The organism is Corynebacterium sp. MSK158, from assembly GCF_030229085.1.
In the GTDB taxonomy this organism is placed as follows: domain Bacteria; phylum Actinomycetota; class Actinomycetes; order Mycobacteriales; family Mycobacteriaceae; genus Corynebacterium.
This window is the reverse complement of record NZ_JASPHJ010000016.1, coordinates 26181-37635: the sequence shown is the minus strand read 5'-3', so window position 1 is coordinate 37635 and position 11455 is coordinate 26181. Positions and strand designations below refer to the sequence as shown.

The 11455-nt window shown below is 61.4% G+C and carries 8 protein-coding genes; 6 read left to right on the top strand and 2 right to left on the bottom strand.

The annotated features are described in order from the left end of the window. The first annotated feature begins 144 nt into the window (after nucleotides 1-144). Genes QP915_RS10660 through QP915_RS10650 form a run of 3 tightly spaced genes read left to right on the top strand, consistent with a single transcriptional unit; the run spans nucleotide 145 to nucleotide 3941 of the window. The gene (locus QP915_RS10660) at nucleotides 145-1038 is read left to right on the top strand and encodes a phosphoribosylaminoimidazolesuccinocarboxamide synthase (RefSeq protein WP_284769304.1); all 894 of its coding nucleotides are present in this window, start codon (nucleotides 145-147) and stop codon (nucleotides 1036-1038) included. Nucleotides 1039-1077: 39 nt separating this feature from the next. Then, entirely contained in the window at nucleotides 1078-3201 is a 2124-nt protein-coding gene (locus tag QP915_RS10655; protein ID WP_284769303.1) for a S9 family peptidase, read from the top strand. A gap of 56 nt (nucleotides 3202-3257) precedes the next feature. Next, the gene (locus tag QP915_RS10650) at nucleotides 3258-3941 is read left to right on the top strand and encodes a DUF2334 domain-containing protein (protein ID WP_284769302.1); all 684 of its coding nucleotides are present in this window, start codon (nucleotides 3258-3260) and stop codon (nucleotides 3939-3941) included. Nucleotides 3942-4126: 185 nt separating this feature from the next. Here QP915_RS10650 and QP915_RS10645 read toward each other — a convergent pair whose 3' ends face one another. Then, nucleotides 4127-6889, bottom strand: coding sequence for an ExeM/NucH family extracellular endonuclease (locus QP915_RS10645; RefSeq protein WP_284769301.1), 2763 nt, complete (start codon nucleotides 6887-6889; stop codon nucleotides 4127-4129). Nucleotides 6890-7121: 232 nt separating this feature from the next. Between QP915_RS10645 and purS the strand changes: the two genes are divergently transcribed. Genes purS through purL form a run of 3 tightly spaced genes read left to right on the top strand, consistent with a single transcriptional unit; the run spans nucleotide 7122 to nucleotide 10371 of the window. Continuing rightward, entirely contained in the window at nucleotides 7122-7364 is a 243-nt protein-coding gene (purS, locus tag QP915_RS10640; protein WP_150850979.1) for a phosphoribosylformylglycinamidine synthase subunit PurS, read from the top strand. Then, entirely contained in the window at nucleotides 7365-8048 is a 684-nt protein-coding gene (gene purQ / locus QP915_RS10635) for a phosphoribosylformylglycinamidine synthase subunit PurQ (RefSeq protein WP_284769300.1), read from the top strand. 13 nt (nucleotides 8049-8061) lie between these two features. Beyond that, the gene (gene purL, locus QP915_RS10630; RefSeq protein ID WP_284769299.1) at nucleotides 8062-10371 is read left to right on the top strand and encodes a phosphoribosylformylglycinamidine synthase subunit PurL; all 2310 of its coding nucleotides are present in this window, start codon (nucleotides 8062-8064) and stop codon (nucleotides 10369-10371) included. Between the two features lie 90 nt (nucleotides 10372-10461). On the opposite strand, the gene QP915_RS10625 is transcribed toward purL, so the two are convergent. Beyond that, nucleotides 10462-11430: a GIY-YIG nuclease family protein gene (locus QP915_RS10625; RefSeq protein WP_284769298.1), complete on the bottom strand. Its 969-nt coding sequence runs from the start codon at nucleotides 11428-11430 to the stop codon at nucleotides 10462-10464. Nucleotides 11431-11455 lie beyond the last annotated feature (25 nt).

Sequence of the window (11455 nt, the reverse complement as noted above, 5' to 3'; positions counted from 1 at the left end):
GATGCAATATCGAAATCAGACCCTTGAAGCCCTAACCGCCTAGAATTAAACCAGTCCAACTTTCGGGGGCCAGTTCACCACGCGGATTTTGGGGCTTATTTGATCGAAACGTGCTCGCTACCCCTGGGCGCTAGAATGAAGGTCATGCGTCCTGAGCTTTCTTCTTATACCCATCTTGCCTCCGGCAAGGTCCGCGATATCTACGATGTAGACGAGAACACCCTGTTGATGGTGGTCTCGGACCGCATCTCCGCCTACGACCACGCCCTAGAGCCGGCCATCCCGGACAAGGGCTGCGTGCTGACCGCGACCTCGAAGTTCTTCTTCGACTCCATCGATTTCCCCAATCACCTCGCCGGCCCGCTCGACGATGAGCGCATCCCCGCCGAGTGCCTCGGTCGCGCGATGGTGGTCAAGAAGCTAGATATGCTGCCCTTCGAGTGCGTGGCCCGCGGCTTCCTCACCGGTTCCGGCCTGAAGGAGTACAAGGCCAACGGCACCGTGTGCGGCATCGAGCTGCCGGAGGGCCTGGTTGAGGCTTCCCGCCTGCCCGAGCCCATCTTCACCCCTGCCACCAAGGCGGAACAAGGCGAGCACGATGAGAACGTCTCCTTCGACTTCGTGGTGGACAAGCTGGGCGTCGAGCGCGCCGAGGAGCTGCGCGCGGCCACCCTCCGCATCTACTCCGAGGCCGCCGCGCTCGCGGAGGAGAAGGGCATCATCCTCGCTGATACCAAGTTCGAGTTCGGCCTGGACAAGGACGGCACCCTCGTGCTGGCCGATGAGGTCCTGACACCTGATTCCTCCCGCTACTGGCCGGCCGATTCTTACGTGGAGGGCGAGGTCCAGCCGTCCTTCGACAAGCAATACGTGCGCAATTGGCTGACTTCCGACGCCTCCGGGTGGGATCAAGCCGCCGACGGCACCCCTCCCCAGCTTCCCGATGACGTCGTTTCCGCCACCCGCCTGCGCTATATCGAGGCCTATGAGCGGCTTTCCGGCGAGCGCTTCGCGGACTTCCTCTCGCCCGAGGCCTAGCTCTCGCTCTACGGGGCGCCACGCGTACAGTGGGGCGGCATGAGCAATGAGAATCTTTCCGCCCCCGTGGCTGCCGTCCACCCCGTGACCCGTTCCTTCCACGGACGCGAGTTCGTGGATAATTACGAGTGGCTGCGCGATAAGGAATCCCAGGAAACCCTGGATTACCTCAACGCAGAAAATGATTACACCAAGGCGAAGACCGCGCACTTGGATGAGATGACGGAGAATATCTTCCAGGAGATTAAGTCCCGCATCAAGCAAACTGATATGTCCGTGCCTTCTCGTCGCGGCGATTACTGGTACTACGGCCGCACCGAAGAGGGCAAGAGCTACGGCTACTCCTGCCGCCTCCCGGTAGAGGAGGGCGCCGATCCATGGACGGCCCCGGTTATCCCAGAGGAGGGCCCCCCGGAAGGCGAGGAGATCATCCTCGACGCCAACGCGCTGGCCGAGGGCAAGGACTTCTTTGCCCTCGGTGCCGCCTCCATCTCTGATTCCGGCCGCTACCTGGCCTATTCCGTGGACTTCGCAGGCGACGAGCGCTTCGAGCTCTACATCAAGGACTTGGAAAGCGGCGCGCTTCTCGACGACCACCTCAAGGGCATCTTCTACGGCGCCACCTGGGCCGGCGACGGCTATATCTTTTACACGACCGTCGACGAGGCATGGCGCCCTGACGCCATCTGGCGACATAAGGTTGGCACCGCGCAGTCCGAAGACGTGCGGGTATTCAAGGAAGACGACGAGCACTTCAACGTCGGCATCGGCAGCGCTCGCTCCGATAAGTACCTCTTCCTTGGTGTGAGCTCCAAGGTGACCTCTGAGGTGTGGGTCCTCGAAGAAGACAACCCCGAGGGTGAATTCCGCCTGCTGTGGGAGCGCGAATCTGGTGTGGACTACGACGTCGATCACGCCGTCGTTAAGGGCGAGGACTACTGGATCGTCACCCACAACGCCACCGGCCCCAATTTCGAGGTCGGCTATACCAAGGCCAAAGATGGGCTGCCCACCCTACGTGACCTGCCGGCGCTCTTGCCGCACGAGGAAACCACCCGCATCGAGGGCGTGGACACCTACCGCGATCAGATTGTGGTGGGCTACCGCCGCGGCGGCATCGGCCGTGCCGCCATCATGCGCGTGAATGACGGCTTCAGCAAATTCGAGGAGCTCAACTTCGACGAAGAACTCTTCACCGTGTCCGTATCCGGCAACCCCGAGTGGGACGCACCGGTGCTGCGCGTGAGCTACGTGTCTTTCACCCAGCCCTCCCAGCTCTTTGATTACCGCGTGGATACCGGCGAATTTACCCTGCTCAAGGAGCAGGAGGTTCCCGGCGGTTATAACCCGGATGACTACGTGGCCTACCGCATGTGGACCACGGCTGCCGACGGCACCGACATCCCCGTATCCATTGTTCACCGCGCCGACCTCGACCGCACCCAGCCGAATCCGACCCTGCTCTATGGTTACGGTTCTTATGAGGTCAGCGTGGATCCGGCCTTCTCCGTTACCCGCCTGTCTCTTATGGATCGCGGCATGATCTTCGCCGTGGCCCATGTCCGCGGTGGCGGCGAGATGGGCCGCACCTGGTACGACGACGGAAAGATGCTCAAGAAGAAGAACACTTTCACCGATTTCATCGCTGTCGCCGATGACCTCATCGCCCGCGGCGTGACCACCGCGGATCAGATGGTGGCCGAGGGCGGCTCAGCCGGTGGCATGCTCATGGGCGCGATTGCCAACATGGCCCCGGATCGCTTCACCGCTATCCAGGCCGTCGTGCCGTTCGTGGACCCGCTGACCTCCATCCTCATGCCGGAGCTTCCACTCACAGTCCCCGAATGGGAGGAGTGGGGCGACCCGTACCACGATCCTGAGGTTTATGACTACATGAAGTCCTACTCACCGTACGAAAACATCGAGGCCAAGGACTACCCGGACATTCTGGCTATCACCTCGCTCAATGACACTCGCGTACTCTACGTTGAGCCGGCCAAGTGGATCGCCCAGCTGCGAACGACGGCCACCGGCGGCGAGTTCTTGCTCAAGACCGAAATGGCCGCAGGCCATGGCGGCGTGTCCGGTCGCTATGAAAAGTGGCGCCAGAATGCCTTCGAATACGCGTGGACCATCAACAAGGCCACCGGCTTGGAGAAGTAAAACCCGGATAGGGGGCCAACGCGCGAATCCTGAATTCCTGTGCGATAATTTTCCTTATGAATGGCCACCTTCTGGTATCTATCTCCAGCATCTTTGATGACACACGGAAGCAGGCTAGCCGGCTCCTCTCGATCCTTGATCGGGAGGAGATTCCTGTTTCCCTGCTGATTGCCCCGCATATCGACGGCAACTGGCATCTCGCCAAAGACAAAGACACCAAGAAGTGGCTCCAAGACCAAGCCGATGCCGGCCGCGTTCTTATCCTGAACGGTTTCGATCGATCGGTGCAGGGCCGCCGCGCGGAATTCGCCAACCTCGATTCGCACGAGGCGAAGCTGCGCCTCGCCGGAGCTACCCGCCAGATGGCCAAGATCGGCTTCGAGCCCACCATCTTCGCGCCCCCACGCTGGCGCATGTCGCCCGGTACCTTGCAGGTCTTGCCGCAGTTCAAGTTTGAGGTAGCCGCCTCTACCCGCGGTATTCTCCAGATAAATTCTGGTAAGTTCCACCAGGCCCGCAACCTTTCTTTTGGTGAAGGCTTTGGTTCTGCCAAGTGGTGGCGCAAGAACATTATTCGCGCTGCTGAGCGCTCTGCTCAACGCGGTAACACCGTCCGCCTTTCGGTTTCCGGACGCAACCTGGATGACCGCAAAGTAATCAATGATTTTGTCAAAGCCGCCGACCGGGCCATCAACGCCGGCGCGACCCCTGCCGATTACGGCGCTTATCTGCCTAGATAGTCCGCGCATTCCCTCGCCAGAGGCTCCGCGGAAATAAGTGCAGCTTCGCGATTTTCGTCCATATAAACGCCCATTTCCGTCGACGGTTGCGGTGGTTTATATGGACGAAAGTCGTGAAATGACAAAAGGGCCCCGCCGCTAGGGAGTCTTCCTCCGAAGCATGCGGGGCTAGGGCTAATGGGTAATTAGCGCTGCAGGCTAGTGATGAAGTTCTTCACTTCCTTTGGGAGCATGACCCAGATGGGGGCCGGGATGGCCTTCTGGAGGTTGCCGGTTACGGCAAGGAAACCAGGGATGGCGACAAGGCCGGCGATGGCCGCGATGGCGGCGGCGATGCCTGCTCCCACGGAGCTGGTGCTGGAGCTAGAGCCGGAGGCAGGCTTATTCGGCTTTTCAGAAGGGTTCTCGGAGGGCTTGTCCTCTGGCTTACCTGGTTCATCGGAAGGCTTGTCTGAAGGGGTATCCGGCTGGCTGGCGGAGTCGTCCGCGCCGAGGGTGAAGCCGACCTTGACCGGGTCGTGGTCGGAGGCGCGGAATGGGGAGTCATCGTAGAAGTCCACGATGTTGTAGTTGCGGCGGGAGTATTCGAAGGCGACGGGTTCGTCGGCGTTGATGTTCCAGACTTGGGCGTCGTCAAGCGTGCCGGTGGCAACCTTGTTGGCCAGCACGTGATCGAGGGTGCCGAGCAGGCCGGAGAACTGGTAGGAGGGGTCAGCCTCGTACTTTTCGGCAGGGACGGTGAAACCATCGTTGCGGAAGACATCGAGTGCGGTCTCGTGGGTGTAGGTATTGAAATCACCCAGGGCGAATAGCGGCTTGTCCTTCCAGTCCTCCTGCTTGTGCAGGGCATCGAGGACGGCCTGGGCCTGTGCGTTGCGGACGTTCGGGTTATTGCCTTGGCCGTCGCCGGCATCGGCGTCGCCCTTGGCTACCGAGCCCTTGGACTTGAAGTGGTTGGCCACGGCAACGAAGGATTCCTCGCCCTCCTTCAGCGGCTGGAATTCCTGAGCGAGCGGTTCGCGGGCGGTGCCGGTGAAGCGATCATCCTGGAAGATGCGGGATTCGCCGACGGGCTTGACCACATCCTTGTGGTAGATGAACGCGGTGCGGATAACATCCGGGGAGTCCGGTACGGCGTCCTCGGAAGGGGAGGGGACGAAGGCCCACTTGTCAGAGCCGGCGGCCTCGTTGAGCTTTTCCGTCAGGTGCTTGAGGGCCTTATCGCGCTGGGCGAAGTCACCGGTGACGGCGTAGCCATCTTCGATTTCGGAAAGGCCGATGACGTCGGCATCGAGGCCGTTGATGGCGGCGACAATTTTGCGCTCCTGGTCTTCCAGCGCGGATTGGGTATAGGCGCCGCGGGTCTTGCCGCGGTTGACGGTGACCTTATTGCCCTCGCGGTCGGTGTAGGCGCTGCCGCCAAATTCCTCGCCCAAGGAGGTGAAGTAGTTCAGCACATTGAAGGCGCCGATGGTGTACTCGCCCTTGACGTCATCGATGGCGTGGAGCTCGGCCGCGCGGGAGTCCTCCCAAGAGATGGGCAGGTCTGCGCCCTTGGTGTTGCCGGTGACTGGGGTGGTGGGTTGGAAGCGCCACTGGTCGTGGGAGAAGCCCACGATGACGGGGTGCTGGAAGGACACGGTATCGGTGGTGCGCAGAGACTTGATGGTCTGGGCATCATCCTGGGCGATATAAGGCAGTGGGGTGTTCTGGTCGGTCTTGAGATAGTCGCGGGTGCGGCCATCGTCCAGGGTGACCAGCTTTTCGGCGTTGTCCTTGGTGAGCTTCTGGATATCGGAGTTGGGATCCGTGGAGGGGGAGAAGATATCGGAAGGCTGGCGGAAGGCTTCCTTGCCCGGGGCGAGGCCGACCTCGCCGTACTGGTTGAGCGAGTAGTTATTGGTCACGGTGTGCTCGCCTGGCTGGATGAGCATGTGCTCGAAGGGCTCGCGGGCCTCGGTGCCATCGGGAAGCTGGTCCACCTTGAGTGGGGTGACCTTCTCCAGCGGGGTATCGAGCTGCGTGACCGCGGAGGCGGTGAGCTGGGTGGAGCCATAGAACTCGGAGACCTTGCCGGTGACCTCGACGGAATCTTCCAGGGCAGGGTACTGATCGGCCGGCTTATCGCCCATGTAGACAAAGATGGCCTGGGAAGCATCGGTGGCCTCGGCGCCAGTACCTCCGGTCTGAATGGTGAAGCCATTGAGTCCGCCTTCGGACCACACGCCGGTGACGACGCCCCCGGTGGCCACGGTCTGGTCCTTGAGCGGAGATTCGGCGCCGGTGCCCTGGATATCCGCGATGGCAGTGACGCCCTCGGGGGCCGGTTGCTCGGGCTCGGCCGGTTCCTCAGGCTGCGGGGCGGGGGCCTCGTTGCCGGAGTTGGTCGGGGTAGGGGTGCCGGTGGTGAAGTCGGCGGCGTTGTTATCGGTATCGGTGCCCTCGGCGTCGCGGGAGGCGGACTTGGCATTGGACAGGCCAGCAGCGGCGGTACCTTCCTTGAGGGAAGCGGCGCCGTAGCCGATGGCATCGATGGGGGTACCGGTGGCGTCGGCAAGCTGCACGGAGCCCTTGGAGCCGGACATGTTGAGGTTGCCCTCGGCGTCTGGAGTAGGCAGGGCCTCGCCCGCGCCATTGCCGGCCGCGCCCTGCACCAGGAAGTAGCCGTGCGGGGCGATGGTGCCGGAAAGCTCCACCTTGCCGCCGGTATTGCCGGAGGCGGAGAAGTACTCCACGGTGTAGCCGGTCAGGTCAATCGGGGCATCGGTGGGGTTATAGAGCTCGATGAAGTCATGCGTGAAGGCAGCACCCTTATTGCCGCCGCCCCCGTAGACCTCGGAGATGACTGCGGCGGAGCCATCGGTGGCGGCCGTGGCGGTAGGAACGGCAAGGGCGGCAGAGGACAAGGCGGTGGCAAGTGCCAGCGCGCCCAGGCGGCGAGAAGACATAGATTCAACCTTAAAAAGAGAGCGACAGTGTGCGTCGTCTATTAGTAGAGCACCGCGCCGGGCCAGGCTGGAGCGCACGCCGAAGTTTGCCAGAGCGTCGTTTGGGGTTCACGTAGAGTTTGCTCAACCGGGGTGAAACCCACACTGCGGGGGTGAGTCTAGGTAAAAGGCGGGGGTGCCAACTAAACTAAGCCGCGCAGACCAAAGCCCCATACAGTAAGGCAAATATTTCATGGCTCGTGTAGTTGTCAATGTCATGCCCAAGGCGGAAATTCTGGATCCGCAGGGCCAAGCCGTCGTCCGCGCGCTGGGTCGCATCGGGGTATCCGGTGTCAGCGATGTGCGCCAGGGAAAGCGCTTCGAGCTCGAGGTCGATGACTCCGTCACCGCAGAGGACTTGGAGAAGGTAGCCGCCACGCTGCTGGCCAATACCGTCATCGAGGACTACGAGGTTGTTGGGCTGGAGGTCAAGTAAGTGACCGCCACAATCGGAGTAATCACTTTCCCCGGAACCCTGGATGATGTGGATGCCGCTCGCGCTGCCCGCACCGCCGGCGCAGAGGTGAAAAGCCTCTGGCACGCAGATACCGATCTGCACGGCGTGGATGCGGTAGTAGTGCCGGGCGGTTTTTCTTATGGTGACTACCTGCGCTCGGGCGCGATTTCCGCGCTCGCGCCGGTGATGCAGTCCGTTATTGATCGTGCCAAGCAAGGCATGCCGGTGCTTGGCATCTGCAATGGCTTCCAGATCCTTACCGAAGCGGGCCTGCTGCCAGGCGCGCTGACCCGCAATAAGGGCCTGCACTTCCACTGCACCGATACCTACCTTGAGGTGGCCAATTCCACCACCGCGTGGACCAGCGAGTTTGAGCAGGGCCAGAAGATCCTGGTGCCGGCCAAGCACGGCGAGGGCCGCTTCCAGGCCGGCGATGATGATATCGCTCGCATCGAGGGCGAGGGCCGCGTGGTCTTCCGCTATACCGATAATTACAACGGTTCCGTCAACGGCATCGCCGGAGTGAGCGATGAGTCCGGCCGCATTGTGGGCCTCATGCCGCACCCCGAGCACGCCATTGACACGCTAACCGGCCCATCCACCGACGGACTGGGACTTTTCGTATCCGCCATCAAGACCGTCGCCCAGGCGCCGGCGGTTTAAGGAGGCCATTTTCATGACCGTTCATAATGACACCGTAGAAAAGGCACAGTCCACCCCGGACGAGCAGCAGCCCTACGCGGAACTCGGCCTGAAAGATGACGAGTACCAGCGCATCCACGATATCCTGGGCCGCCGCCCCACCGATGCGGAGCTGACCATGTACTCCGTCATGTGGTCCGAGCACTGCTCCTATAAGTCTTCCAAGACGCACCTGCGTTACTTTGGTGAGACCATGACCGAGGAGATGGGGGAGAAGATCCTTGCCGGCATTGGTGAGAACGCCGGCGTGGTGGACATCGGAGACGGCAATGCGGTGACCTTCCGCGTGGAGTCCCACAACCACCCCTCCTATGTGGAGCCTTACCAGGGTGCGGCCACTGGCGTGGGCGGCATCGTCCGCGACATTATGGCCATGGGCGCTCGCCCGATTGCCGTGATGGACCAGCTGCGCTTTGGCCCTGCCGACGCCCCCGATACCAAGCGCGTCCTGCCCGGCGTTGTTTCCGGTATTGGTGGCTACGGCAACTCCCTGGGCCTGCCCAATATTGGCGGCGAGACCGTCTTTGATGAGACCTATGCGGGTAACCCGCTGGTCAACGCCCTGTGCGTGGGCACCCTCAAGGTCGATGATCTCAAGCTGGCCTTTGCGTCCGGCAAGGGAAACAAGGTCATGCTCTTCGGCTCCCGCACCGGTCTGGATGGCATCGGCGGCGTGTCCGTGCTGGCTTCCGATACCTTCGAGGACGGCGCCGAGCGCAAGCTGCCGGCCGTGCAGGTGGGCGACCCCTTCGCCGAGAAGGTCCTCATCGAGTGCTGCCTGGACCTCTACCACGCCGGCGTGGTCGTAGGCATTCAGGACTTGGGCGGCGCGGGCCTGGCCTGCGCTACCTCCGAGCTGGCTGCCTCCGGCGATGGAGGCATGGAGGTCAACCTCGATAACGTGCCGCTGCGCGCGCAGAATATGACCGCGGCCGAGATCCTCGCCTCCGAGTCCCAGGAGCGCATGTGCGCCGTTGTGGCTCCGGAGAACGTAGCCAAGTTCCGCGAAATCTGCGAGCACTGGGACGTCACCTGTGCGGAGATCGGCGAGGTCACCGAGGGTAACCACCTGGTCATCCGCCACCAGGGAGAGGTCGTCGTGGATGCCCCAGCCGGCACCATTGCGGATGAGGCTCCGGAGTATGACCGCCCGTATGCCCGCCCGGAGTGGCAGGACGAGCTGCAGAAGTACCAGGGCACCGACAAGCGCGGCCTGGTTGAGGCCCTGCAGAAGCTCGTGTCCTCCCCGGCGCTGTGCTCGCGCGATTTCATCATGAACCAGTATGACCGCTACGTGCGCGGCAATACCGTCCAGTCCCACCACGCGGACGCCGGCGTCCTGCGCATCGATGAGGAGACCGGCCGCGGCGTGGCCGTTTCTGCCGATGCGTCCGGCCGTTACACCAAGCTGGATCCGAATATGGGCGCCCGCCTCGCGCTGGCTGAGGCCTACCGCAACGTCGCCGTCACCGGCGCCAAGCCCGTCGCGATCACCAACTGCCTGAACTACGGCTCCCCGGAGAACCCCGACGTGATGTGGCAGTTCCGCGAGTCTGTGCATGGGCTTGCCGACGCCGCCGTGGAGCTTTCCATTCCCGTCTCCGGCGGCAACGTCTCCTTCTACAACCAGACCGGCGAAGAGCCGATCCTGCCCACCCCTGTGGTGGGCGTGCTGGGCGTTATCGATGACGTACACAAGGCCATCGGCAACGAGCTGGGTACCGTAGACGAGAAGGAAGTGCTCATCGCCCTGGGTGAAACCAAGGACGAGTTCGGCGGCTCCATCTGGCAGCAGGTCAGCGCCGATACCTCCGATGCTTCCTCTCTCAATGGCTTGCCGCCGCAGGTAGATATGGCCAACGAGAAGCGCCTTGCCGAGTTCTTCCACGGCAATGAGCTGCTCACCGCCGCACACGATATCTCTGAGGGCGGCCTCGCCGTCACCGCCTTTGAGATGGCAAAGCGCGCCGGTGCTACTGCCGACGGCGCCGGCCTCGGCCTCAACCTGGACCTCGCCGCGGTCCACGAGGACGAGTTCGTCGCCGCCTTCTCCGAGTCCGCCTCCCGCGTGCTCGTGGCCACCACCGCCGACCGCGCCGACCAGGTCCTCGCCCGCGCCGGCGAGCTGGGCATCCCAGCCGCCATCGTTGGCGAGACCACCGAAACCGGCGCCCTCACCCTCGGCGGCGAGTCCGTCGCCATCTCCCAGCTGGTCGCCGCCTGGTCCGCCACTCTGCCGGATCTCTTCGACCACGCCGTGGGCGCTAACTCCGTAGTGGAGTAAACCGCTCCGCACTCTCACCGCACAACGACGCGGAAACGCGAAAAGCCCAGCTTCGGCTGGGCTTTTCTCTTTACTTGATAATGAAGGCTCCTAGTTGTCTTCCTCCACCCATTCTTCGATTCGTTCAAAGATTGCATCAGCTAACGCATCATTGTGGAAGCGAGAGAACATGGTTGTCCCCTTTCGCAGTTGCCCCAGCGCTAATTCGCGTGCAGCAAGGCAAATATCGTCGTGTGTGAGGAGCTCACTCACCACGAAATCTCCAAATAGTTGAACGGATTTAACGCGCCCAGCCGAGCGGTAATTGTCAGTTGAGAAAACGTAGTCTGCGAATCGCGACTTAGGCTCATAAGTATGCGCAACATTTAGTACCGTATATGGCCACCATTCTTCTTCCTTGGATTCACGGTAAAGTCCTAGAAAGAGAACCTCTACATTGTTTACGCTCAGTGTTGCTAGTCGGCGGTTGAGCGCGGTCTTGTTTGTCGAGGGCAGTGCAGTTACGGTCCACGTCTTGCCCTCTGTTTCCTGCGGCCATGGGATTACAAAGGCTACGTAGGAAGCAAGACAATCTAGAATCGTTTGAAATTCTGGTTGCTCAGCAAGTTCATTAAACCGCTTAATTGATGCACGTCGTCGTTTGGCCAATCTTCCCCGGGAACCGATTTGTACGTCGTCTTCATCTTCGGGACTAATGTCTAGCCACTTGGCTTGGACTTGTTGGTCTACGAGTACGTCTAGTGGAGAGTCTCCTAGGGGTTGGGATAGAAGAGTCTTATTTCGCAGGTGGATTCCGGATTCTCGTCGTCGTTGTATCTCTTCGAACTCGGCGGAGTCGAGGTCCTTTGAAGGAAGTTCACAAAAGTTGATGGCGACAATGTCTCTGTGCTTTCTTCGGTGGGAACCGAGACGGGTCAAGAAGTTAACGGATTGTCCAACGTACTGCTCTCCGTTGGAAAACTCTAGGACGTAAATTCCGCAGGCATTATCTAGTTGCAAGACAGCCGAGGGCGCCAAATCTGACGTAAACTTCCACCGTTTGAATCGCAGGGTGTCCATTGACTAGCTCCTTAAAAATGAAGTG

Bases quoted from the DNA above. Each gene is read 5' to 3' on its own strand.
- QP915_RS10660 (WP_284769304.1), top strand. From the start codon at position 145: ATGCGTCCTGAGCTTTCTTCTTATACCCATCTTGCCTCCGGCAAGGTC.
- QP915_RS10655 (WP_284769303.1), top strand. From the start codon at position 1,078: ATGAGCAATGAGAATCTTTCCGCCCCCGTGGCTGCCGTCCACCCCGTG.
- QP915_RS10650 (WP_284769302.1), top strand. From the start codon at position 3,258: ATGAATGGCCACCTTCTGGTATCTATCTCCAGCATCTTTGATGACACA.
- QP915_RS10645 (WP_284769301.1), bottom strand. From the start codon at position 6,889: ATGTCTTCTCGCCGCCTGGGCGCGCTGGCACTTGCCACCGCCTTGTCC.
- purS (WP_150850979.1), top strand. From the start codon at position 7,122: ATGGCTCGTGTAGTTGTCAATGTCATGCCCAAGGCGGAAATTCTGGAT.
- purL (WP_284769299.1), top strand. From the start codon at position 8,062: ATGACCGTTCATAATGACACCGTAGAAAAGGCACAGTCCACCCCGGAC.
- QP915_RS10625 (WP_284769298.1), bottom strand. From the start codon at position 11,430: ATGGACACCCTGCGATTCAAACGGTGGAAGTTTACGTCAGATTTGGCG.